This window comes from Antarctobacter sediminis, from assembly GCF_019218285.1.
GTDB classification, from domain to species: Bacteria; Pseudomonadota; Alphaproteobacteria; order Rhodobacterales; family Rhodobacteraceae; genus Antarctobacter; species Antarctobacter sediminis.
Genome location: NZ_JAHUZG010000002.1, coordinates 769,245 through 790,897 on the forward strand (window position 1 = coordinate 769,245; position 21,653 = coordinate 790,897).

Genomic DNA, 21,653 nt, shown 5'->3' on the forward strand with positions numbered 1-21,653 from the left:
GCCCATTACCTGCGGCGGATTTTCTGTACAACCCGGGCCATGCCACCCGGAGCCAACACAAGCGTCAGGGCAAAGCCGGTCACGAAGCCGGCGACATCGGCGATCCAGTCCTGCCCGCCGCCGAACAGCATGCCAAAGACCAGTTGCACCGCGAGCAGCATGCCGATCAATGTAAAGGCCCGCACCTGCGGCGCGCCCTCTTGCCCAAGGCGCAGCCATAGCAGGAAGGTAAAGGCCCCGATCAGCCCGTAGACCGCTGGGAAGGCACCGATCAGCCACGGCTCATCGCTGATCACTCCAAAGGCCACCGCCCCGACAATCCCGGACACAAAGAAGACGCCCACGAAAACCAGTGCGCCGGCGGTTTCGGCAAGGATCTTGCCCATGGCCAGCAGGATCACCATCGCGAAAAGCGCATGGCTGAAACTGGCATGCAGGAAAAGGTAAGAGACGAAACGCACCAGATGTTCGGGCGGGTATTGCCCGGTCTCCAGCATCCAGTCAAAGGCACGACCGGAAAACGCATAGGTTTCGATTGCCGAATTGCGCCAGCCCACCGCCTCGGGCCCGCCGACGATGCCCTGCCCGCCCAGCCAGAGCACCAGCTCGATCCCGGCCAGCACAAGGAACAGCGCCACCACCACCGGCGGCAGAGGGTTGACCGGGGGTTCATTTACCGGATGCGTCATATGGGCCTCTTTCTTGACGGTGTCCGGCCGCATGGGTAAGCCAGCCGCGCGACAATTGCCACCACGGGAGTTCCCATGTCCGAGCCGCAGCCCAATGCCGCCTTCACCCCGCGTGTCTTCTCGGGCATCCAGCCTTCGGGCGGGCTGACCCTTGGCAACTATCTCGGCGCGCTCAAGCGGTTTGCCGACAGCCAGGAAAAAGGCATCGAATCGGTCTATTGCATGGTCGACATGCACGCGATCACCGTCTGGCAGGACCCCGAGGCGCTCAAGCGCCAGACGCGCGAGTTGACCGCCGGTTTCATCGCCTCAGGTGTCGATCCGGAAAAGTCGATCCTGTTCAACCAGAGCCAGGTTGCCGAACACGCCCAGCTGGCCTGGATTTTCAACTGCGTCGCCCGCATGGGCTGGATGCAGCGCATGACCCAGTGGAAGGACAAGGCCGGCAAGAACCAGCAGAACGCCTCGCTGGGCCTGTTTGCCTATCCCGCGCTGATGGCGGCGGACATCCTTCTGTACCATGCCACCCACGTCCCCGTGGGCGAGGACCAGAAACAGCACCTCGAGCTGACCCGCGATATCGCGATCAAGTTCAACAATGACTTCGGCGTCGATTTCTTTCCGATCACGGAACCGGTGATCGAAGGCGCCGCCACCCGGGTCATGAGCCTGCGCGACGGGTCCAAGAAAATGTCGAAGTCCGATCCGTCGGACATGAGCCGCATCAACCTGACCGATGACGCGGACGCGATCGCGCAGAAGATCCGCAAGGCCAAGACCGACCCCGAGCCGCTGCCCGAGACGGTCGAAGGACTGGAGGGCCGCGCCGAGGCGCGCAATCTGGTAAATATCTACGCCGCGCTGGCCGACCTGTCGGTGGAGCAGGTGATCGCGGAACATGGCGGCCAGCAGTTCGGCACCTTCAAACCCTCGCTGGCGGATCTGGCGGTGGCCAAGCTTGAACCGATCTCGACCGAGATGAAGCGCCTGACCTCGGACCCCGCACAGATCGACGCGATCCTGCGGCGCGGGTCGGACCGCGCACGCGAAATCGCCGCACCGATCCTGGCCAAGACCTACGAGATCGTGGGCATGGTGCGCTAAGGCAGCGGCCTGCGCCTGCGGCAAAGGGGGAACCGGGGCCCTGCCCCGGACCCCGGAGCACTTTCACCAAGAAGAAGCACAGGCGCGGGCGGGCGGTCTATTGCGCCTGAGCAGCAGCAATCCGTGCGGAAAGACGCAGCGCATGTGTCGGATCAGCGGCGGCGACTGGCAGGACCGGATCATAGGCCGCCCGGATCACCGCCGCGATGTCGGGCCGCAGGATCACGCGCCCGCCGTCCAGCCGGGCCAGGGGCGAGCGATCCGTGAAAGCCCGATCGGACCAGAGCAGGATCGCCTGCACAACCTGTGACAGCGCGAGCGTTTCGGCCGGCACCTTGGCCAGTTCGGCATCCATTCGAAGAAAGATGAAGCAGGCCTTGATGCCGCCGTCCGGGTCAAAGCGGAATACGCGGTACTGGTTGGCTTTTGCCTCTTGCAGCCGGTCCACCAGCGGGGCCAGCCCCTCGACCAGCCGGTCGAGATCCGGCACTTCGAGCAATTCCGCCCAGTCGCGGAAGAAAAAGACCATCACGTTGCTGCCCAGTTCCGGGTCTGTCTCGGCCATCTGATGACCAGCAAGAGTGCAGATGGCCTCGAACGCGCCTTTCACAACTTCGAGTGTCTTGTCCTCGACCCCGAAGACAATGGGGGCCAGCGGCCTGCCCCAGCGCGCGCAAAGGTAGCTGCCGTCGGAACGGGTAAAGAGGGACTCGATCTCTTGCGGGGTCAGCCTGTCTGCCATGCGGGTCGTGTCTTTCGTCTTGCGGAACTTTGGGCCTCAGCCCTCGAAAAGGTCGCTTTGCCCGGGCGGGACCGGCGCTGCAAGCCCAAGGTGTTTCCACGCCTTCTGGGCCAGCATACGGCCGCGCGGTGTGCGGCTGATCAGCCCTTGTTGCAGAAGGTAGGGTTCGACAACCTCCTCCAGCGCATCGCGGCTTTCGGAAAGGGCGGCAGAGAGTGTTTCGATCCCAACCGGGCCTCCCGCGTAGTTTTCCGCCATCAAGGACAGGTAGCGCCGGTCGGCCCCGTCAAGACCCAGCGAATCCACCCCCAGCCGGGTCAGCGCATTGTCCGCCAACGCGCGGCTGACAACGCCGCCGCCTTCGACAACGGCGAAATCCACGACCCGGCGCAGCAGTCGACCGGCGATACGCGGCGTCCCCCGCGAGCGGCGGGCAATTTCCAATGCCCCGTCCCCTTCGATGCGGACGCCGAGCTTGACCGCGTTGCCCGCCACGATGGTTTCCAGTTCGGGCACGGTGTAAAAGTTCAACCGCGTCGGGATGCCAAACCGGTCCCGCAGGGGCGTGGTCAGCAGGCCAAGCCGGGTTGTGGCCCCCACAAGGGTAAAGGGTTGAAGCTCAATCCGAACGGTGCGCGCCGCCGGCCCTTCGCCGATCACGAGGTCCAGTTCATAGTCCTCCATCGCGGGATAGAGCACCTCTTCGACAGCAGCGTTCATGCGGTGAATTTCGTCGATGAACAGGACGTCGTTGCGTTCGAGATTGGTCAGGATCGCGGCAAGGTCCCCAGCCTTGGCCAGAACGGGACCAGAGGTCATGCGGAACCCGACTCCCAGTTCGCGTGCCATGATCTGTGCAAGTGTCGTCTTGCCCAGACCCGGCGGGCCATGGAACAACGTGTGATCCATCGCCTCGCCGCGCGAGCGTGCGCTTTGGATAAAGACGCGGAGGTTGGCGCGCGCCTCGGCCTGACCGATGAAGTCGCCGAGCATCTGCGGGCGCAAGGCGCGGTCGCGGTCTTCGGGCAGCGGATCGGGGCGCAGGGTGGGGTCGGGATCGCTCATGCCCATCCTTTACCCCTTGGGCGCCAGCAGCTTCAACGCCGCGCGGATCAGGCTGGCGGTGTCGGCCTCCGGGTCCGCCCCCGCGGCTTCGGCCACCGCGCTGGCGGCTTCGGATGGGCCGTAACCAAGATTGCCCAGCGCCGAAAGCGCTTCGGCCTGGGCGCTGGACCGGCGCGGGGCCGCCGGTTTCGGTGCCGGGGCCGCCGTCGCTGGCCCTACCTCGATCACCTCAGGGGCGGGAGTATCGGCAGGCTCGACCACGCCCATGGCCATGATGGCGGGAGCCTTGTCCTTCAGTTCATTGACCACGCGCTGCGCCGTCTTGGGGCCAATGCCACGGGCAGCCTTGATCGCGGCCCAGTCGCCCAGCGCAAGCGCGCGGCTGACACCATCCGGGCCAAGTGTCCCCAGAATGGCCAGTGCAGCCTTGGCGCCCACGCCCTGCACTGACAGCAACAGGCGGAACCATTCCTTTTCCACCAAGGTCGGAAAGCCGAAAAGTTGCAGCAGGTCCTCGCGCACCAGAAGATCGGTGAACAGTGCGGTGGCCTCACCCGCTCCGGGCAGCCCCGCGCGCACGCGATCGCTGCAATAGACCACATAGCCCACGCCCTGCACGTCGATCAGAACGTGATCTTCGCCGTGGTAGACGATGCGCCCCGCAATCCGCCCGATCATGCCCGCACCTTCATGCGCCGTGTGCCCATATGATGGGCGTGGCAGATGGCGATGGCCAAAGCATCGGCTGCGTCCGGTCCTTCGGGCTTTGCACCGGGCAATTGCAAACCGACCATATGTTCCACCTGATGTTTTTCCGCATGTCCGACGCCGACCACCGTCTTTTTGACCGAGTTCGGCGCGTATTCCCCTATGGTCAGGCCAAACTGTGCCGGAACCAGAAGGGCAATCGCCCGCGCCTGCCCCAGTTTCAGCGTGCCCGCACCATCGCGGTTGACGAAAGTATGTTCGACTGCGGCCTCATCCGGCATCATGCGCGAGACGACATCGGTCAACAGCGAGTGCAGAGACAGCAAACGTTCGGCCAATTCCTTGCCCGCAGGCTTGCACAACCCGTTTGCCACATGCCTGAGTCGGCTGCCTTCGACCTCGATTACGCCCCATCCAAGGGTGCGAAGCCCCGGATCAATGCCCATTATCCGCATGGATGCCTGCACTTGTTGTTTTTCAGACACGGCTAGCACGAAACGCGAACAAAAGCCAAGGTTAATACCCTGAGGACCGTTTGCGACGCACCCTGTTCCAGCACCGACAAATAGGCGCTGAAAACGGCAGCATCGAGTCGGAAAACGACTTGGATTCAGGCGAATTTCTGCGTATAAATCCAGTAGGTTAACAAGACTTTCTGCTATGCAGAAACTGCATGCGACCCATGCAGAAAATGCGGCTTGTTGCATCGTTTTGCCCAAACTATGTGCGGTTTCAGAACGAACACCCCCATCTATGGAGACCAGCGATGGCCGCATACGACATCACCCGCCCGCACGCCGCTTCGGGCTCCGCCGCTCGGATCGGCGGTATCTTCACCGCAATGATCAGCGCATTTGCCGCTTGGAACGACGCACGTCTGACCCGCAACAGCCTGTCGGCCCTGACCGACCGCGAGCTGGACGACATCGGCCTGCACCGTGGCGATATTGACGCTGTTTCGCGCAATTCCTGAAAAGACCGGCGCCTGTCGGTCGGGATGAACGGACAGGCGCTTTCGCCACTCACGGCATGAGAAAAGCCCACGCGTTTTCGCAACGCGGGGGCTTTTCAATTTCTACGGTCAGGTAAGCTGTCAGCCGATGACAGGCGTCAGGTAACCGGCCAACGTCCGCGTCACCGGGTCGATCTGCATGATCCAGGCACCGGCTTTTTCATGGATGGCCCCGCTGGCAAGCGCCGCAACATGGTTCGCGTAGTTGTCCTCGCCCAGCCAGACCAACGCCATGACCTTGAACCCCATCAGCACCAGACACAGCCGCAGCGCGACTTGAAATCCGAAACCTCCGATTTTCCTGTCCGGGATCTGTTCAATGACACCGTTTCGGTTCATCCGTGTCACATACCCCTGTGACATGCGGATATGTTTGCGTCGCAGCGCCTGTTCGCGCTTGCGAAAGCTCCTTTGAGCGTCGTCCATGGCAGCCTCATTTCACCCGGCCCCCACCGGATGAGGCAATTTTTAGCCAAACTTTACGGCAAGAATGGGGCAATTAGGATCTAATTTGCCCCATTTTGTTTCCTTAACCCTTATTTTACGGGTTTTTCCGAAGCGTCAGCGTCACCCATTCACCAATCACATCGCGGCGCAATTGCGGCATCCCGTGGGCGGTATAGACCTCGACGACTTCATCCGCCTGCCAAGTCAGGATTCCCGAAAGGATGGCATAGCCCCCGGGGGCAAGATGGCTGGCCATGTCGGGGGCGAGGTCGATCAGCGGCTGTTTCAGGATATTCGCAAACACAAGGTCGTAGGGCGCGCCGCCATGCAGGTCAGGGTGATCGAAACCGGCCGCCTCGACGCAGGTCACCTTGCCGGCCAGGTCGTTGGCACGGACGTTTGCTTCGGCCACTTCGACAGCCACCTCGTCGATGTCCGAGGCGATCACCGGATCGGGCCAGATACGCGCGGCCCCCATGGCCAAAACGGCGGTGCCGCAACCGATGTCGGCAACCTTGCGGCCCTGAAAGCCATCGTTCGCCAAGCGATCCAGCGCCTCCAGACAGCCCTGAGTCGTACCGTGGTGGCCGGTGCCAAAGGCCATCGCCGCCTCGATCAGAAGCGGTTCGCTGCCTTCCGGGATCTTGTCCGCGTCATGGCTTCCATAGACAAAGAACCGCCCGGCCTCGACCGGGGTCAGTTCACGGCGCACCTTGTCGACCCAATCGGTGTCGGGCACCTCGGAGATGACAAAGCTTTTGGCGTCATAGGCGGCGGCCAGCAGGGCCAGCTCCACGTCGTTGGGCGCTTCGGTGAAATAGCCGCCCACCTCCCAGGTGCCAGAGCCATCCTCGATTTCAAAGACTCCGACGCCGGTGGGCTCCGGTTCTAGATCCTCAAGGGCAAGACCAAGGGCCTCGGCCCGGTCCTTGTCGGCAAGCTTGGTGAAGGCGGTCCAGGTTCTTGGCATTTTGGCTGTCCATTGGCGGGAAAAAACGCATTTGCTGTGGCATGAAAGCCCGCCCTTCGCAAGCGGCGGCGCGACCGACGTGATTCCGACGGGCAAGCGTGCTACCGCCAATCAGGACCAATCGCGTGACGCCATGCCCGCCGCCCTGCTTGTTCTGTTCTACCTTGCCCTGACCTGCGCGCCGCTGGCGCTGGCGGCGCTTCAGGGCCTGCCGCCGCGCCCGTTCCGCGATGAACTGGCCAGCGGGATGGCGCTGGCCGGGTTGGCGATCCTGCTGGTGGAATTTGCGCTTTCGGGGCGGTTCCGCGTCATCTCGGGGCGGATTGGCATGGACGTGACCATGCGCCTGCATCAGTTGCTGGCTCGCGCTGCCTCGGTCCTGATTTTCGCGCACCCGTTCCTGTATTCCGGCCCGCAAAGCCTGCGCCCCGGCCTGACGCCGCCCGGGTCCGCGCCGCTGAATTTCGACTGGTCCGGACTTTGGCCCGGCATCCTCGCATGGCTGCTGTTGGGCGCGGTGATGGTCATGGCTTTGGGGCGCGAAGGGTTATACCGGCACGAACGCTGGCGCATCCTGCATGGGGGCATGGCGCTGATCATGGCCGGGTTTGGTGTGCTGCATGCCACCCGAGCGGGCCGCTACAGCGGGGGCGACGCACTGGCTCTGCTTTGGTCGGGCATGTTTGCCGTGGCGGTCATGTCACTGGTTTGGGTCTACTTGCTAAAGCCCCTGATAAAAGCCCGTCACCCATGGACCGTCCGCGCAGTGACACGCCTTGCCGATCGCACATGGGAGCTGCGCCTGTCGCCCGTCGGCCACACGGGACTGCGCTATCGGGCCGGGCATTTTGCCTGGATCAGCATCGGCAAATCACCCCTGTCGCTGGATGAGAACCCGTTTTCCATCGCCTCGGCCCCCGACGAAGGGGAGGACTTGCGGTTCGTCATCAAGGAACTGGGCGATTTCACCGACCGCCTCGGGCAGATCGCCCCCGGCACCCGCGCCTATGTCGATGGGCCCTTTGGGTCGCTGACGCTGGAACGGCACACAAAGGCCAGCGGCATCGCTCTGATCGCGGGCGGCGTGGGGATCGCGCCCATGCTGTCACACCTGCGCCAACTGGATGCGCAACAGGATCCGCGCCCCCGCCTGCTGATCTATACCAACCGGACCAAGGATCAGATCGCCTGCGGCGACGAATTGCGCGACCGTGCGGCCAAGGGCCCCTTGCGCGTGGTTCACAGCCTGTCACAGCCACCAGAAGGCTGGACCGGCGAAACCGGTTTTGTCACCGCCGAGATGCTGCGCCGCCATCTGGAGCCGGACGCTTTGAGCGGCTGGGTCTTTGTCTTGTGCGGCCCGCCGCCTATGCTGCACGCTGTCGAGGACGCTTTGCTGGGCCTAGGCGTGCCCGCCCGGAACATCCTGCTGGAGCAATTCAGCTATGACTAGCCGCAGACAAATCACAGTCACTTTTTGGTGGCTGACGGCCTTGATCGCCCTGGCGATTCTTGCCTTTGCCCTGCGCGGAGGGCTTTAGCGCCGCCGCCAGCGGTTGGGATCACGCCAGGCCCGACGCTCCCTCAGATTGACCTCTGGCAGAGGGCCATCGCCGATGCCACGCACGAAACGCCATCCCAGCCAGCCAGCGATGACACCCATGATCACCCCGACCAGCGCCTGTGCATAGATCACACCCTGCGCGGCATAAAGGCCGGAAAGCCAGATCGCGGCAGGCCAGAGGAACAGGCACTCGCGCAGCCAGCTTTGCACCGAAGCCCAGACCGGCCGCCCCAGCGTGTTGAACGCGGCGTTCGAGACAAACAGCAGCCCGCCCAGCGTAAAGGACAGCGCACCGATGCCGGTGAAAGCCGCCAGTACCTGTGCCGCTTCCCCCGTCAGGCCGAAACCGGCGGCGATCTGCCCCGTCAGCGCCCAGAGGATCAGCCAGACGCCCCCGGCATAGAGAAGACAGAACAGCGCCGCGTCGCGATAGGTCTGGCGCAGGCGGGCAAATTGCCGGGCCCCGAAATTCTGGCCAAAGATGCCGCCGATCGCGCCCGCCAGCGAGAACAGCCCGCCAAAGGCCACCACGGTCAGGCGATTGATAACGGCCCAGGCCGCCACAGCCGTGTCGCCATAGACCGCGATCAATCCGGTGAGCAGGAAATTCCCGAATGGCGTAGCCATCTGGGTCACGATGGCCGGCATGGCCACGCGCAACAGCCCGGGACCATGCCGCAGCAACAGGCGTGGATCCGGCCGCGCCAGCAAGGGGTTGCGAAACCCGCCAAACCAGATCGCCAGCGACGCCATGATGATGCGAAAGATCCAGATACTCAGCGCCGCACCGTCAAGGCCCAGCTCCAGAACGTAGATCAGCAAGGGGTCCAGCCCCAGCATGATCAGGCCGCCGCCCATGGTGACCATCATCGCCTGTCGCGCCAGCCCATCGGCGCGCAGCACCGCGCTGCCGCACAGACCAATGGCCATGATCACCAGCGACGGCATCGACAGGGCGACATAGCGCGCCGCCAGGTCCAGCGCCGCGCCCTCGGCCCCGGCGCTGGCCAGCAGGTCATGCCGGAACAGGATCACAAGGCCGGCGGTCACCGCCTGCACCAACATGGTCAGCAGAACACCCGCAGTGCCCTGTTCACGCGCCAGCGCGCGTTCGCCGCGCCCAATGCTGCGCGACACCAGCGCCGTAGTGGCGATCATCAGGCCAACGCCGATGGAGACGGTAAAGAATTGGATTGCGAAGGCATAGCCAATGGCCGCCATCAGGATCGGCTCTCCCAACTGGGAGAGCCAGAACAGATTGGCTGCATCGACCACGAAAACAAATGTGATCCCCGCCGCGCCCGTCAGCGTCATGCGCACAACGTGGCCCATGGTGGGGCCGCTGAGGAACCGCCCCTGTGCCTCGGCTTCGGTCACGGGTTACTCGGCCGGGGCCGCGACGACCCCGCTGAATACGGTCTCGTTACCCGGTTCCGGATGGCGCGGGATCATCATCGCCAACACAAGGCTGGTCATCGCCATGGCGGCGGCCAGCCCAAAGACCGCACCGGGCGACACCAGCCAGAGATAGCCAAGCAAGGCGGGCAGGAACACCGCCGCGATGTGGTTGATGGTAAAGGCCACGGCAGCCGTGGGGGCAATGTCGCCCGGGTCCGCGATCTTTTGAAAATAGGTCTTCAACGCCAGCGCCATGGCAAAGAAAAGATGGTCAATCACGTAAAGCGTTGCCGCCAGCAGCACGCCCCATCCGAACCAGTAGATGCCCCCATACAGCAGGAACACCACCGTCAGCCCGACATATTCGAACACCAGCGTGTTGCGTTCACCGAACTTGAAAACCGCCCGGCCGAAAACCGGTCCGATGATCATGTTGGCGACAAGGTTGATAAGGTACAGCGCCGTCACCTCATGCACGTCGAACCCAAAGCGTTCGACCATCATGAAACCGGCAAAGACGACAAAGATCTGACGCCGCGCGCCCGACATGAATTGCAGCGCGTAATACAGCCAGTAGCGGCGGCGCAGGATGAACTTCTTGACCTGCGGATTGGGGCTTTCGAATTGCGGGAAAGCGAACCAGCAGTAGGCCACGATAGCCAGTGTCAGCCCGCCCGACACAAGGTAGACGAAGTTATACGACAGGTCCCACGCTTCCCAGGTCAGAACGATGGCGACATAGGCGATCAGCGTCGCCCCAGATCCCGCAGCGATCAGCCAGCCCAGCATTTGCGGCGCGCGATCCTTGGGCAACCATTGCAATTGCAGGCTCTGGTTCACTGTCTCGTAGTAATGGAAACCGATGGAACTGAGCAGCGTGATGAACAGCAGCCCGCCCATGCTGGGGAACATGGCCGTCAGGCCCGTCGCCACCCCCAACAGCGCAAGCGAAACCAGCGCCAACACCTGTTCCCGCATGACCAACAGCACGACGATCACGCCGATGGCGAGAAATCCGGGGATCTCACGCACGGTGTGCAGCCAGCCGATGTCCTTGCCGTCGAACGCCGCGGCTTCGATGACAAAATTGTTCAGCAGCGCCGACCAGGTGGCGAAGGAAAGTGGCATGGCAATCGCCATCAACGTCAAAAGCGCCGCGGGGCGGCGCCAGACAGGGAGGTGATGTGCGTCAGAAAGGGAAACCGGTGTCATCCTTTCGCTTTACGCCCCGGCACCCCGCTTGGCGAGGCCGCAATCTGTGCGTGCACGCACAGTGCTGCCGCCATGCGCCGACCTGCGCGCCGGAAACGGGGGGAGCCTCCGGCGCGCATCGGCCTGCGGCTCAGGTCGCCTGAGCGGCAGAGAACCGGTATTCCACTTCGGCAAAGCGATCCTTGGCAAAGACATAGAGGAACCGCAGCCCCTCGGGCCCGGCAACCGTGTCATGCTCGGCGTCTTCGGGGATATACAGCGCCATGCCCGGCGTCAGTTCATGCGCCACGCCGTCAATGGTGACGACACCCGACCCATCCAGCCCGAAATAGATCTCGGACGGGCCATGACGGTGTGGCAGCAGCGTGCCTTCGGGGCCGAACTCGGCCACGCCCAGAACCATGCCCGAAGTCTGGGTGCGATCCGCACAGAACAACGTTTTCCAGCGCACCGTCCCAAAGGCCGGATCTTCGCCGCCTTCCAACGGGGCATGGTTGGCATTGGCGATAACCGGCAGGGCGGCCAGCGCGGCGGCGGTCAGTTCGAATTGCGCGGTCTCTGTCTGGGTCATGGCTGTCTCCATGGGCTGAACTGGGAGGCAGTTGGACCGAATCGCGCGCCCCTGACTGGCCGAAAAACGACCCGGTGGTCGCATTCGAAACGGGCGCGTGCGAAGAATTTTCAGGCTGTCCCGATCGCGACCATTGCCGCTGCGTCACCGACATTGCGCGGGCATGATCTGCATCAAGGCAGAGCGCCACCGAACCGGTGCATCACGCTGCGCAACGCGCGCAAGGAGGTGCCGGAATGGATATTGTCCCCCTGATCGAACGCATCGGAGAAAATCCGACGGCGGCCTTTTTCGGCCTGATCACCGGGGTGATCTTCGGCATCGCGGCACAGCGGTCCCGGTTCTGCCTGCGCGCGGCCACCGTCGAATTTGCGCGCGGGATGATGAAAGACAAGGTCGCGGTCTGGCTGCTGACCTTTTCCACGGCCGTCGTCTGGGTTCAGGGGGCACAACTGTTTGGCCTGCTCGATACGTCGGACGCGCGCATGATGGCTGTGCCGGGAAGCTGGTCAGGCGCGATCATCGGCGGCCTTCTCTTTGGGGCGGGCATGGTTCTGGCGCGCGGCTGTTCCGGTCGGTTGCTGGTGCTGGCCGCCACGGGCAACCTGCGGTCGGTGGTTTCGGGGCTGATCTTTGCGGTCGTTGCCCAGATGTCGCTGACCGGCTGGCTGGCCCCGGTCCGCGACAAGCTCGCCGCGCTTTGGGTCACCAGCGGTGGCCGCAACATGGACCTGCTGGCAGCGCTGCACCTCCCGCGGGAGGCCGGGCTGGTGATCGGACTGGCCATTGCCCTTTTGGCGTTGGAACTGTCGCGCCGAAACCGCATCGGGTTCTCACGGCTGGTCTTTGCCTCGGGTGTCGGATTTGCCGCCGCCGTGGGCTATGGCCTGACCTATGCGCTCAGCCAGTCCGCCTTCGACCCGGTGCAGATCGAAAGCCTGACCTTCACCGGCCCCTCGGCCAACACGCTGATGTTCTTCCTCGACCGCAATTCGGTGCTGGAATTCGACATTGGCCTTGTGCCGGGCGTGGTGCTGGGCAGCTTTCTTGCCGCCGCCGCCAACAAGGAGCTGAAGTTTCAAGGCTTCGAGGGTCCGACCCCCATGCGCAACGCCATGATCGGCGCCGTGCTGATGGGCTTTGGCGGAATGCTGGCAGGGGGCTGCGCCATCGGCGCGGGTGTCTCGGGCGGGTCGATCTTTGCAGGCACTGCCTGGCTGGCGCTGTTCTGCATGTGGATAGGCGGCATGAGCATGGACGCCATCCTGGGTGGGCGGGGCCAGCCCGCCCACGTCTGAGCAATTTAGTTTCCCCGCACCGTGTCGATCATCAGCTGAACGTTCTCGGGGTCCGCATCCGGCGTGATCCCGTGGCCAAGGTTGAAGATATGCGGCCCTTTGGAGAAAGCATCGACCACACGCCGGGTTTCCTCGACCAGCGCCTGCCCGCCCGTCACCATGTGCGACGAGGCAAGGTTGCCCTGCACACAGCCCGACACCTGCACATGTTCCGCCGCCCATTCCGGCGTCACGCTGTCGTCCAGCGCCACGCAATCTGCCCCGGTGGCCTGATGAAAGCCGATGTACTTGTCGCCCGCCTGCCGCGGAAAGGCGATCACCGGCAGTCCCGGAAAGCGGCTTTTCAGTTCTTGCGTGATGGTCCGCGCGGGCGCGGTGCAATAACGGTCGAAATCCTCGCCCTGTAGCGATCCGGCCCAGCTGTCAAAGATCTTGACCACTTCGGCCCCGGCTTTCACCTGTTCCGACAGGTAGTCGATGGTGGCTTCGGTCAGCCGGTCGATGATCTTTTCGAACAAGGCCCGGTTCTCGGCTTTCAGCGCATGGGCCGGGCCCTGATCCTTGGTCCCCTGCCCGGCGATCATGTAGGTTGCCACTGTCCATGGCGCGCCCGCGAAACCGATCAGCGTCGTTTCCGACGGCAGCCGTTCGGAGAGGTTGCGCACCGTCTGGTAGACCGGGTTCAAGGTGTCATGGATCATCTCGCCCCGACCCAGCTTGTCGAAATCCGCATCGCTGGTGATGGTCGACAGGCGCGGCCCTTCGCCGGTGACGAACCACAGGTCCATGCCCAGCGCCTGCGGCAGCAACAGGATGTCCGCGAACAGGATCGCCGCGTCGAACCCGTAACGCCGGATCGGTTGCAGTGTCACCTCGGTGGCAAGCTCAGGGTTGTAGCAGAGCGACAGGAAATCCCCGGCCTCGGCCCGCGTCGCCTTGTATTCCGGCAGATAGCGCCCGGCCTGCCGCATCATCCAGATCGGCGGGGTCGGCAGCGTTTCGCCCGCAAGGGCCCGCAGGATCGTCTTGGTCATTCGGGTCGCTCCTCTCGTTCGTTCGTCGTGGTCCAATGCTAGCCCGCCGGTGTCAAGCGGCGAGACCCCACCGGGCGCGCGTGCCGCAGGCATCCGGCGCAAATCCCGTTTCCTTTCCCGTGTTCCCGCGCTAATCCCAAGGCATGACCGATCTGCCCACCGCTTCGACCCCGATGAAACTTGGCACCCGTGGCTCGCCGCTGGCGCTGGCACAGGCCCATGAAACGCGCGACCGGCTGGCCGCCGCCTTCGACCTGCCGCAAGAGGCGTTCGAAATCGTGGTCATCAAGACCACCGGCGACGACCGCAGCCTGATCGACGCCGACCGCCCCCTGAAGGAGATCGGCAACAAGGGCCTGTTCACCAAGGAAATCGAAGAGGCGCTGCTGGCGGGCCGGATCGACATCGCCATCCATTCGATGAAGGACATGCCGACGGAACAGCCCGAGGGGCTGATCTTGGATTGCTACCTCCCGCGTGAGGACGTGCGCGATGCTTTCATCTGTCCCGACGCCAACAGCCTGCATGACCTGCCCGCCGGGGCCGTGGTCGGCACCTCGTCGCTGCGCCGTCGCGCGCAATTGCTGCACCGCCGTCCCGACCTGACCGTGGTCGAGTTTCGCGGCAACCTGCAAACCCGGCTGAAAAAGCTGAACGACGGTGTGGCCCGCGCCACCTTCCTTGCCTGCGCCGGTCTGAACCGTCTGGGTATGAGCGATGTGCCGCAAACGCCCATCGCCACCGAGGACATGCTGCCCGCCGTGGCGCAGGGCGCCATCGGGATCGAACGCCGGACCAATGACAGCCGCGCAGCCAACATGCTGGCTGCCATCCACGATCGCCCGACAGAACTGCGCCTGAACGCAGAACGCGCCTTTCTTGCGGCGCTGGACGGTTCTTGCGAAACGCCCATCGCGGCCCTTGCGGAGCTGGATGGCAACAGCCTGAACCTGCGGGGCGAGATCCTGAAAACCGATGGCTCTGCGGCCTTTTCAGGCGAGGTCGACGGCCCCGCCGAACAGGGCGCAGATCTGGGCAAGGCGTTGGCCGCCGACTTGCTAGCGCAGGCAGGCGACGGCTTTTTCGACCACAAGCCCTGATCGCCGGAAACCGGCCTCTCACCAGCGTGATAGGCATTTCCGGCAATTCGTGCTACCTTTTGACGCATAAGCGCGTCTGACCGGCCCGACCGTCGCCGCGCGGCGGCCCCGCCCCTTTGACGCCGTTTCCCGTCCAAAGGAGAGCACGCATGACACAAACCATCGGAAACCCCGGAACATGGGTGGCGCAGGCCCTTGGCCTGGCCGGGCGTCACGCCGCACAATCGACGCAACGGCTTGGCGGCGTCGAAACCATGACCCGGCCGCGAACACGGCAACTGACAATGGAGGATCTGCACGCCGCGCTGCGCGCCGGATGGGCTGATTTTCAGGCATGCCGCACCGACGTGATGTTCCTTGTGCTACTTTATCCGATCATAGGCATCGGGCTGGCGGTATCGGCCCTGCACATGTCGCTGATCCCACTGATCTTTCCGCTGATTGCAGGCTTTGCCCTGCTGGGGCCGGTTACTGCCGTCGGGGTCTATGAAATCAGCCGCCGCCGCGAACAGGGCGAAGAAATCGGCTGGTTGAGCGCCCTCAAGGTCGTCGAACGTCCGCGTTTTGCTTCGATCGTTGTCATGGGGCTCTACCTCGCGGTGATTTTCTGCCTCTGGATGGTCGTGGCCGGGCATGTCTATGGCGCGACCCTCGGGCCAGAGGCGCCGGCCTCGCTCGGTTCTTTCCTCGGGGATCTCATGACCGGCGCCGGCATCGCCATGACCCTGATCGGATGCGCCATAGGCGGAGTTTTTGCCCTGACCGTGCTTGCCACCAGCGTGGTCTCCTTCCCGCTGTTGCTTGACCGCCGGGTTGGTTTGCCGGTGGCGGTGCTGACCTCGGTGCAGGTGACGCGCGAAAACCCCCGCGTCATCCTGACTTGGGGCGGCATCGTCGCCGCCGGGCTGGTGCTTGGCAGCATTCCGATGCTGCTGGGACTGGTGATTGTGCTGCCGGTGCTGGGACATGCCACATGGCACCTCTACCGCCGCGCTGTGGTCTGACAAACAAAAGGCGCGACGCCCCGGTTGACGCCGCGCCTTTGATTTCGGTTCGGTCCGCGCCTCGGGCGCTTACCCGGCCACTTTCAACACGATCTTGCCGATATGGCCCGAGCTTTCCATCCGGGCATGGGCGGCGGCCGCGTCCGCCATCGCGAATTCGCTGTCCATGACAGGGGCGATTTTGCCCGCGTCCAACAGCGGCCAGACGTTTTCCCGCAACGCATCGGCGATGCGCCCCTTGGCTAGGTCGCTTTGCGGGCGCAGCGTGCTGCCGGTGATGGTCAGGCGGCGCATCATCACCTGCGCAAAGTTCAACGCCACCTTGGGTCCCTGCAAAAAGGCGATCTGCACCAACCGCCCGTCATCGGCCAGCGCCTTGACGTTACGCGGCAGGTAATCGCCCCCCACCATGTCGAGGATCAGGTTGGCGCCGCCCTCGGCGCGCAGCACTTCGACGAAATCCTCGTCGCGATAGTTGATCGCCCGTTCCGCGCCGAGGTCGGTACAGGCCTTGCACTTGGCCTCGGACCCGGCGGTGGCAAAGACCCGCGCGCCAAAGTGATGCGCCAGTTGGATGGCCGTCGTGCCGATCCCGCTGGAGCCGCCATGCACAAGAAACCGCTCTCCCGCCTGCAAACCGCCGCGCTGAAAGACGTTGGACCAGACAGTGAAAAAGGTCTCCGGCAGGCAGGCCGCCTCTTTCATGCCCATGCCGGAGGGCACCGGCAGGCAATGCGCGGCGGGCGTCACCACGTATTCGGCATAGCCGCCACCGGGCAGCAGCGCGCAGACCTTGTCACCCAGCGCGATATTGTCGACGCCGGCACCCAGCGCCACAACCTCGCCCGAGGCTTCCAGCCCGGGCAGGTCGGATGCCCCCGGAGGCGGCGCATAGCTGCCGGCGCGTTGCAGCGCATCGGGACGGTTGACCCCGGAATAGGCCACTTTCAGAACCACCTGCCCCGCCGCCGGCTGTGGTACGGGACGTTCCGTTGGCTTCAGAACCTCGGGCCCGCCGGGTTCGGTGATCTCGATGGCGCGCATCATTTCTGACATGGTCAGCCTCCCTGTTTGCGGTTTGGTAGCAAGCCGCACAGGGTCGGAAAAGCGCTTTCGCCGCCGTGCCCTGCGCCGATTGCGCACGGGCAGACGGCCCCCTAGCGAGATACCGGCGTGCCGCCCGGCAGGTCCTCGTCGCGCGATGACGGAGCCTTGACGCGATCCAGCACCCGGCCGGGCCCCGCCATCAGTCCGCTGAGCAGACGGTTGCCGCGCACCTGTGCCTTGAACTTCTCAAACCGCATCACGTCCTCGATCCGGCGGTCCAGAAAGTCCCAGGTGGCTTCGGCACCAAGGGAATCATCGCCCAGCCAATACAGCACCGTCGAGGAATAGACCCCCGACAGCGTCGCCCGCTTGGTGTACCAGTTGAAATCGCGCGACGTATCGCCCAGCGCGGTCCAGATCGCATCCGCCGTGCCCCAGATCAGCCGCGCGCCGTCCGGCGCATACAGCGGCAAGGCGAACAGCGTGGTGCCACGACGGACAGCCTCGCGATCATCCACTGCTTCGATCCGCGCGCGGACGGCAAAGGCCACCTTGTCGCGAAACCGCATGTCGTCCAGATCAGCCGCCGCGATCCGGCGCAGCATCTCGGCATCACCGCGCTTGTGATAGGCCACGGCAAGATCGACCGCCCCGCGCGGGAACAATCCGCAGGCCACCACGGGATCCACGCCAGCATCGGACACAGCGGCGCGAAAGCTCTCTTCGGACCAGCCGTCAAAGGGCACATGCATCAGCGCGGCATCAAGGATCTTGTCTGCGGTGTCAGGCATCGGGAGGGGTCTCCTTATGTTGCTCCGTCAGCCTAGACAAATAGGCCGGTGCTTGCTATAGGGCCACCTCCTGCAATCTTCCTTGCAACTTCAACCTAGAAAGGTGGTGACAACCACATGCAGGTCAGTGTTCGCGACAACAATGTCGATCAGGCGCTCCGTGCCCTGAAGAAAAAGCTGCAGCGCGAAGGCGTTTTCCGCGAAATGAAGCTCAAGCAACATTTCGAGAAGCCGTCCGAGAAGAAAGCCCGTGAAAAGGCCGAGGCGATTCGCCGCGCCCGCAAGCTGGCGCGCAAAAAGGCCCAGCGCGAAGGGCTGCTGTAAGCAACCGAACGCACTAATAATCGTTAAAACCCCTGCGGTCCCGCCGTGGGGGTTTTTCTTTGCCGGCCAGTTTTGCGCCCGACTTTGCCGCCGGTGTCCTGCAAAAGCGCGCTGCGGCGACAAGCGCGGGAATTCCCCACCTTGTTCCGACTCGGCAAGCCCGCATAATCATTCCCCGAATGGATTCTCCTGCCCGCGAGGGATGACGATGCTGCTTGCCCGATCCGTATTTCTAATGTTGCTTGCCTGTCTTTCGGTGGCCCCCGCCCCCGGAAGGGCGCAGGACATCAGCCGGGTCATCGCGCTGGACTCTCTGGCCGGGACCGACCCTTTCCAGGCCTTGCAACAGGTGGACATCGCGCTGAGCGATCCACGTGTTCTGGGCACTCCGCCACAGATGCAGATTCTTGTCGACCTGATGCAGTTGCGCGCCGATCTGCTGGACGGGCTGGGCTATGTGCAGGCCAGCGACGCCTGGGCCGACTTGGCCCGTACCCGCGCCTTTGCCCGCAATGAATTGGGTGAGGATCCGGTTCCGGCCTTCGTCAAGGCCGCACGTATCTATGAGTCGCAGGGCGCCATCGGCTCGGCCCGCACGATGATCGAGGCCGCCATCGCCGCCGAACAGGAAACCGGGCGCAGTGACGCCATCCTGCGCGACCTCTATGCCGAACTGATGCGCCTCGCTGTTCTGATGGACGACGAAGAGACCGCGGAACGGGCCGAAGAGTTTCTTGAGGCGTTGAAATCACCGTCGCTCGAAACCGCCTTCAGCGATGCCGGTGACGGGTTTCACGCGGTGGACGTCTATTATGCCACCGACCGCGCGCGCACCGGGTCCGCGCACCCGGCCGATTTCTACGGAGGCGAACGTGGCGACCGTCTGGACCTTGGGGTGGCGACAGTCACGATCCCCAATATCCACGTCGCAGGCCAAGTCGAACGCCCCTCGATCTGGCGGCTGGAGTTCCGCGCCAATCCTTCCAAACACATCCTTCTGAAATCGGTCGAACCCGTCGATCCCGACAGTTTCTTTGGACGATTGCAGGGAGAGTTCGAGGATGACAGCCAGCGCGATCTGCTGGTCTTTATCCATGGCTACAACACCAGCTTCGAATATGCCGCGCAGCGCACCGCCCAAATGGTACACGACATGGGCAACGGCACGGTGCCGGTGCTGTTCTCATGGCCCTCTCGCGACACCACCATCGGCTATAACGCCGATGCGGCGGTGGTGCGTTTGTCGGGCCGTCGTCTGGCGCGCTTTCTCGAAGATCTGGTTTTGCGCTCGGGCGCGCGGTCGATCAACGTCGTGGCGCATTCGATGGGCAACCGCGCCCTGACCGACGCGCTTGAAATCATGGCGCTGCGCCGCGATGCCCGGCCCGGAGACCAGCCGATCCTCCATCAGGTCATGTTTGCCGCGCCAGACGTCGACGCGGACCTGTTCAGCGCCATGGCGGGCACCTTCTCGCCGCTCGCGCGGCGGATGACGCTCTATGCCTCGTCGACGGACTGGGCGCTGGTGTCCTCGCGCAAGCTGCATGGTTCGGCACCGCGCGCCGGTCTGGGTGGCGACGTGCTGCTGTCTCACCCGGCATTCGACAGCATCGACATGACCTCGCTGGGCGATGACATGCTGGCGCACAACTATTTCTCGAACGACAGTTCGGCCCTTGTCGATATCATGACACTGTTCTGGCAGGACGTGCCGCCCGAACGCCGCTGTGGCCTACAGGCGCGTTCGGCCCTGAATGGTACGGTCTGGGAATATCGCGAGGGCGTCTGCCCCTCCAATGACCTGATCGGCGTGATTTCTTACGCGCAGGCGCGTCATCTTCAGACCAGCAATGAACTGCGTGCCCTTGTCGCCGACCTGCTGTCCGAAGAAAGCCGTGTGGAACGGGTGATGAGCGTCATCGAACTGATCCTCGAAACAGTCCGCTGACCCCCACAAAATGAAAAAGCCGGCCACGTCTGAACGCGGCCGGCTTTTTCATGTCCAATGCCCCCCCGGATCAGCCGGGTCCAACCATGAAACAGGTCATCTGCCGCGCTTGCAGACGCCGACAGGCAAGTTCGGCCCCGTCGCGGGTCAGCCCCATGAAGGTGGCGTCGAAACCGGTCTTGCCGCGAACAACCTTGCGCGAGGCACCGTCCAGCGTAGCCGTTTCGCTCAGCGCCGTTTTCAGCAGGATCTTCTGTGCCGTGTATTCGCTGGGGAAACGGCCGATATTGATGCCCCAGTGCCGCCCACCTGACGTGGACAGACGTGTGACAACCTCGGCCTCGCGGGCGGGGGTTGGTGTATCTTTGAAATTCAGCGTCGCGGCGGCGGCCATTGCCACGGGCCGCTGCACTGGCTTGCGCGATTCGGCTGGTGCGGCGACGGCTATCTCGGTCACGTCCGGCGGTTCGGCCACCGGTGCGGTGTCCGACACCTGCGCAACCTCCATCAGTTCGCGTTCGATGTCTTCTTCGACGCGGGCCACCAACGGCGCAACCGCTGCCGGGTCTACGGTGCTGCCCGGGCGTGCCATGGGCCGCAAGCTGCGGGTCACAGCGGCCGAGGCCACGCGAATCGACTTGGCGCGCGTGCCGGGGGCCGGGTCAGAGGTGTTGGCCACGACGATGCCGCCTGCCCCTGCCCCCTTGCCCAGATAGGGCGGACGCTTGGGGTCACGCTTCTTTGCCCATTTCGGCGATTCCTTGAACCCGAGATCCAAAAGCTCAGCCACGCGTGCATTGCGCGACGCCGTGGACCGGCCACCAAAAACCGTGGCGATCACCCGCTCGCTGCCGCGTTCGGCCGAGGCAACAAGGTTGAACCCCGCCGCGCGGGTGTATCCGGTCTTGATCCCGTCGGCCCCCCGATAAGAGCTCAGCAGGCGCGAGTTGGTATGGCTGACCTTCCGCACACCCGCATCTGCCGTCTTGCGAGAGAAAAGATTGTAGTACTGCGGGTAGTCATAGATCACGTGCCGCCCGAGAATGGTCATATCCCGCGCCGTCGACAGGTGGCCACTTTCGGTCAGGCCGTGCGCATTCTTGAAGGTCGTGCGGGTCATCCCCATCGCCTTGGCCGTCCGGTTCATCCGGCGGGCAAAGGCCGCCTCGGATCCTTCGATCCCTTCGGCAATGGCGGTGGCGGCATCATTGGCGGATTTCACGGCCGCCGCACGCACAAGATAACGCAGCTTGATCTTCTGTCCCGCCCGCAAGCCCAGCTTGGACGGCTCTTCGGCGGCGGCCTTGCGGGACACGGTGATCAGCGTGTCCATGGTCAGTTCGCCGTTCTGTACCGCCTCAAAGGCGATATACAGCGTCATCATCTTGGTCAAAGAGGCAGGATGCAGCCGCGTGTCCGCGTTATGCGCATGCAGCACCTTCCCGTTTCGTGCGTCCATCACCATGGCGGCGTAGGGCGCTGCCGATACGCTGAGCGGCAACAAAACCACCAGCCACACGAACATGAAGAGATACAGGCCACAATGGCCCGTCTGCCTGCGACGTCCCGTCACGATACACTGCCTTTCTGCCTCGTCCCCCCGATTTTTCGGTTGGGGTTGTTGC

General features: G+C 63.8%; 22 protein-coding genes. 8 read left to right on the forward strand and 14 right to left on the reverse strand.

The annotated features are described in order from the left end of the window. Positions 1-5: 5 nt before the first annotated feature. Complete coding sequence (locus KJP30_RS11620; RefSeq protein ID WP_218449437.1) at positions 6-689, reverse strand: rhomboid family intramembrane serine protease; 684 nt, start codon at positions 687-689, stop codon at positions 6-8. A gap of 75 nt (positions 690-764) precedes the next feature. On the opposite strand from KJP30_RS11620, the gene trpS reads away from it, so the two are divergent. Next, positions 765-1,793 (forward strand): tryptophan--tRNA ligase, encoded by a 1,029-nt coding sequence (gene trpS / locus KJP30_RS11625; protein ID WP_218449439.1) that lies wholly within the window; start codon positions 765-767, stop codon positions 1,791-1,793. 97 nt (positions 1,794-1,890) lie between these two features. Here trpS and KJP30_RS11630 read toward each other — a convergent pair whose 3' ends face one another. The 4 genes from KJP30_RS11630 to ruvC are packed head-to-tail and all read right to left on the reverse strand — an operon-like array spanning position 1,891 to position 4,763. After that, positions 1,891-2,535, reverse strand: a complete 645-nt coding sequence (locus KJP30_RS11630) for a hypothetical protein (protein ID WP_425515706.1) — start codon at positions 2,533-2,535, stop codon at positions 1,891-1,893. A gap of 36 nt (positions 2,536-2,571) precedes the next feature. Then, positions 2,572-3,600 carry a Holliday junction branch migration DNA helicase RuvB gene (gene ruvB / locus KJP30_RS11635; RefSeq protein ID WP_218449450.1) on the reverse strand — a complete coding sequence of 343 codons (1,029 nt, stop codon included), beginning with the start codon at positions 3,598-3,600 and terminating at the stop codon, positions 2,572-2,574. 9 nt (positions 3,601-3,609) lie between these two features. After that, entirely contained in the window at positions 3,610-4,278 is a 669-nt protein-coding gene (gene ruvA / locus KJP30_RS11640) for a Holliday junction branch migration protein RuvA (RefSeq protein WP_218449452.1), read from the reverse strand. Beyond that, the gene (gene ruvC / locus KJP30_RS11645; RefSeq protein WP_218449453.1) at positions 4,275-4,763 is read right to left on the reverse strand and encodes a crossover junction endodeoxyribonuclease RuvC; all 489 of its coding nucleotides are present in this window, start codon (positions 4,761-4,763) and stop codon (positions 4,275-4,277) included. The genes ruvA and ruvC overlap by 4 nt, the downstream gene beginning before the upstream one ends. A 311-nt stretch (positions 4,764-5,074) precedes the next feature. On the opposite strand from ruvC, the gene KJP30_RS11650 reads away from it, so the two are divergent. Then, a complete protein-coding gene (locus tag KJP30_RS11650; protein ID WP_218449454.1) occupies positions 5,075-5,281 on the forward strand; it encodes a DUF1127 domain-containing protein in 207 nt (68 codons plus the stop codon). 120 nt (positions 5,282-5,401) lie between these two features. Here the strand turns inward: KJP30_RS11650 and KJP30_RS11655 are convergent, their stop codons facing one another. Both KJP30_RS11655 and KJP30_RS11660 read right to left on the reverse strand, forming a co-directional pair. Then, positions 5,402-5,746 (reverse strand): hypothetical protein, encoded by a 345-nt coding sequence (locus KJP30_RS11655; RefSeq protein WP_218449455.1) that lies wholly within the window; start codon positions 5,744-5,746, stop codon positions 5,402-5,404. A gap of 115 nt (positions 5,747-5,861) precedes the next feature. Then, positions 5,862-6,737 carry a 50S ribosomal protein L11 methyltransferase gene (locus tag KJP30_RS11660; RefSeq protein WP_218449456.1) on the reverse strand — a complete coding sequence of 292 codons (876 nt, stop codon included), beginning with the start codon at positions 6,735-6,737 and terminating at the stop codon, positions 5,862-5,864. Positions 6,738-6,870: 133 nt separating this feature from the next. On the opposite strand from KJP30_RS11660, the gene KJP30_RS11665 reads away from it, so the two are divergent. Continuing rightward, positions 6,871-8,190 carry a ferredoxin reductase family protein gene (locus KJP30_RS11665; RefSeq protein WP_218449457.1) on the forward strand — a complete coding sequence of 440 codons (1,320 nt, stop codon included), beginning with the start codon at positions 6,871-6,873 and terminating at the stop codon, positions 8,188-8,190. 84 nt (positions 8,191-8,274) lie between these two features. On the opposite strand, the gene KJP30_RS11670 is transcribed toward KJP30_RS11665, so the two are convergent. The 3 genes from KJP30_RS11670 to KJP30_RS11680 all read right to left on the reverse strand — a co-directional run bounded on the left by KJP30_RS11670 (position 8,275) and on the right by KJP30_RS11680 (position 11,482). After that, a complete protein-coding gene (locus tag KJP30_RS11670; RefSeq protein WP_343222765.1) occupies positions 8,275-9,678 on the reverse strand; it encodes an MATE family efflux transporter in 1,404 nt (467 codons plus the stop codon). 3 nt (positions 9,679-9,681) lie between these two features. Further along, the gene (locus KJP30_RS11675; RefSeq protein WP_218449458.1) at positions 9,682-10,911 is read right to left on the reverse strand and encodes an MFS transporter; all 1,230 of its coding nucleotides are present in this window, start codon (positions 10,909-10,911) and stop codon (positions 9,682-9,684) included. 130 nt (positions 10,912-11,041) lie between these two features. Then, positions 11,042-11,482 carry a cupin domain-containing protein gene (locus KJP30_RS11680; RefSeq protein WP_224874150.1) on the reverse strand — a complete coding sequence of 147 codons (441 nt, stop codon included), beginning with the start codon at positions 11,480-11,482 and terminating at the stop codon, positions 11,042-11,044. Between the two features lie 236 nt (positions 11,483-11,718). Between KJP30_RS11680 and KJP30_RS11685 the strand changes: the two genes are divergently transcribed. Continuing rightward, complete coding sequence (locus tag KJP30_RS11685; protein ID WP_218449460.1) at positions 11,719-12,780, forward strand: YeeE/YedE family protein; 1,062 nt, start codon at positions 11,719-11,721, stop codon at positions 12,778-12,780. A 5-nt stretch (positions 12,781-12,785) separates the two neighbouring features. On the opposite strand, the gene hemE is transcribed toward KJP30_RS11685, so the two are convergent. Next, positions 12,786-13,814, reverse strand: coding sequence for a uroporphyrinogen decarboxylase (gene hemE, locus KJP30_RS11690; RefSeq protein WP_218449461.1), 1,029 nt, complete (start codon positions 13,812-13,814; stop codon positions 12,786-12,788). Positions 13,815-13,957: 143 nt separating this feature from the next. On the opposite strand from hemE, the gene hemC reads away from it, so the two are divergent. Both hemC and KJP30_RS11700 read left to right on the forward strand, forming a co-directional pair. Beyond that, positions 13,958-14,914 carry a hydroxymethylbilane synthase gene (gene hemC / locus KJP30_RS11695; RefSeq protein WP_218449462.1) on the forward strand — a complete coding sequence of 319 codons (957 nt, stop codon included), beginning with the start codon at positions 13,958-13,960 and terminating at the stop codon, positions 14,912-14,914. Positions 14,915-15,063: 149 nt separating this feature from the next. Then, the gene (locus tag KJP30_RS11700; protein WP_218449463.1) at positions 15,064-15,918 is read left to right on the forward strand and encodes a DUF2189 domain-containing protein; all 855 of its coding nucleotides are present in this window, start codon (positions 15,064-15,066) and stop codon (positions 15,916-15,918) included. Between the two features lie 69 nt (positions 15,919-15,987). Here KJP30_RS11700 and KJP30_RS11705 read toward each other — a convergent pair whose 3' ends face one another. Together KJP30_RS11705 and KJP30_RS11710 are read right to left on the reverse strand one after the other, a co-directional pair. Further along, the gene (locus tag KJP30_RS11705) at positions 15,988-16,974 is read right to left on the reverse strand and encodes an NAD(P)H-quinone oxidoreductase (RefSeq protein ID WP_218449464.1); all 987 of its coding nucleotides are present in this window, start codon (positions 16,972-16,974) and stop codon (positions 15,988-15,990) included. Positions 16,975-17,075: 101 nt separating this feature from the next. Beyond that, positions 17,076-17,756, reverse strand: coding sequence for a COQ9 family protein (locus KJP30_RS11710; RefSeq protein WP_218449465.1), 681 nt, complete (start codon positions 17,754-17,756; stop codon positions 17,076-17,078). A gap of 117 nt (positions 17,757-17,873) precedes the next feature. On the opposite strand from KJP30_RS11710, the gene rpsU reads away from it, so the two are divergent. Both rpsU and KJP30_RS11720 read left to right on the forward strand, forming a co-directional pair. Next, positions 17,874-18,080: a 30S ribosomal protein S21 gene (gene rpsU, locus KJP30_RS11715; protein ID WP_005614280.1), complete on the forward strand. Its 207-nt coding sequence runs from the start codon at positions 17,874-17,876 to the stop codon at positions 18,078-18,080. Between the two features lie 235 nt (positions 18,081-18,315). Beyond that, on the forward strand, positions 18,316-20,028 hold the full coding sequence (locus KJP30_RS11720) for an alpha/beta hydrolase (RefSeq protein WP_218449466.1): 1,713 nt from the start codon (positions 18,316-18,318) through the stop codon (positions 20,026-20,028). A gap of 70 nt (positions 20,029-20,098) precedes the next feature. Here the strand turns inward: KJP30_RS11720 and KJP30_RS11725 are convergent, their stop codons facing one another. After that, the gene (locus KJP30_RS11725) at positions 20,099-21,553 is read right to left on the reverse strand and encodes a D-alanyl-D-alanine carboxypeptidase family protein (RefSeq protein ID WP_218449467.1); all 1,455 of its coding nucleotides are present in this window, start codon (positions 21,551-21,553) and stop codon (positions 20,099-20,101) included. Positions 21,554-21,653 lie beyond the last annotated feature (100 nt).

What these genes read in the sequence shown, in the direction of transcription:
- KJP30_RS11620 (WP_218449437.1), bottom strand. Translation starts at nt 689, where the DNA reads ATGACGCATCCGGTAAATGAACCCCCGGTCAACCCTCTGCCGCCGGTG.
- KJP30_RS11700 (WP_218449463.1), top strand. Translation starts at nt 15,064, where the DNA reads ATGACACAAACCATCGGAAACCCCGGAACATGGGTGGCGCAGGCCCTT.
- KJP30_RS11720 (WP_218449466.1), top strand. Translation starts at nt 18,316, where the DNA reads ATGTTGCTTGCCTGTCTTTCGGTGGCCCCCGCCCCCGGAAGGGCGCAG.
- KJP30_RS11705 (WP_218449464.1), bottom strand. Translation starts at nt 16,974, where the DNA reads ATGTCAGAAATGATGCGCGCCATCGAGATCACCGAACCCGGCGGGCCC.
- KJP30_RS11665 (WP_218449457.1), top strand. Translation starts at nt 6,871, where the DNA reads ATGCCCGCCGCCCTGCTTGTTCTGTTCTACCTTGCCCTGACCTGCGCG.
- KJP30_RS11680 (WP_224874150.1), bottom strand. Translation starts at nt 11,482, where the DNA reads ATGACCCAGACAGAGACCGCGCAATTCGAACTGACCGCCGCCGCGCTG.
- ruvB (WP_218449450.1), bottom strand. Translation starts at nt 3,600, where the DNA reads ATGAGCGATCCCGACCCCACCCTGCGCCCCGATCCGCTGCCCGAAGAC.
- KJP30_RS11685 (WP_218449460.1), top strand. Translation starts at nt 11,719, where the DNA reads ATGGATATTGTCCCCCTGATCGAACGCATCGGAGAAAATCCGACGGCG.
- KJP30_RS11655 (WP_218449455.1), bottom strand. Translation starts at nt 5,746, where the DNA reads ATGGACGACGCTCAAAGGAGCTTTCGCAAGCGCGAACAGGCGCTGCGA.
- rpsU (WP_005614280.1), top strand. Translation starts at nt 17,874, where the DNA reads ATGCAGGTCAGTGTTCGCGACAACAATGTCGATCAGGCGCTCCGTGCC.
- KJP30_RS11725 (WP_218449467.1), bottom strand. Translation starts at nt 21,553, where the DNA reads ATGTTCGTGTGGCTGGTGGTTTTGTTGCCGCTCAGCGTATCGGCAGCG.
- KJP30_RS11675 (WP_218449458.1), bottom strand. Translation starts at nt 10,911, where the DNA reads ATGACACCGGTTTCCCTTTCTGACGCACATCACCTCCCTGTCTGGCGC.
- KJP30_RS11650 (WP_218449454.1), top strand. Translation starts at nt 5,075, where the DNA reads ATGGCCGCATACGACATCACCCGCCCGCACGCCGCTTCGGGCTCCGCC.
- trpS (WP_218449439.1), top strand. Translation starts at nt 765, where the DNA reads ATGTCCGAGCCGCAGCCCAATGCCGCCTTCACCCCGCGTGTCTTCTCG.
- KJP30_RS11710 (WP_218449465.1), bottom strand. Translation starts at nt 17,756, where the DNA reads ATGCCTGACACCGCAGACAAGATCCTTGATGCCGCGCTGATGCATGTG.
- KJP30_RS11660 (WP_218449456.1), bottom strand. Translation starts at nt 6,737, where the DNA reads ATGCCAAGAACCTGGACCGCCTTCACCAAGCTTGCCGACAAGGACCGG.
- hemC (WP_218449462.1), top strand. Translation starts at nt 13,958, where the DNA reads ATGACCGATCTGCCCACCGCTTCGACCCCGATGAAACTTGGCACCCGT.
- hemE (WP_218449461.1), bottom strand. Translation starts at nt 13,814, where the DNA reads ATGACCAAGACGATCCTGCGGGCCCTTGCGGGCGAAACGCTGCCGACC.
- KJP30_RS11630 (WP_425515706.1), bottom strand. Translation starts at nt 2,535, where the DNA reads ATGGCAGACAGGCTGACCCCGCAAGAGATCGAGTCCCTCTTTACCCGT.
- ruvC (WP_218449453.1), bottom strand. Translation starts at nt 4,763, where the DNA reads ATGCGGATAATGGGCATTGATCCGGGGCTTCGCACCCTTGGATGGGGC.
- ruvA (WP_218449452.1), bottom strand. Translation starts at nt 4,278, where the DNA reads ATGATCGGGCGGATTGCGGGGCGCATCGTCTACCACGGCGAAGATCAC.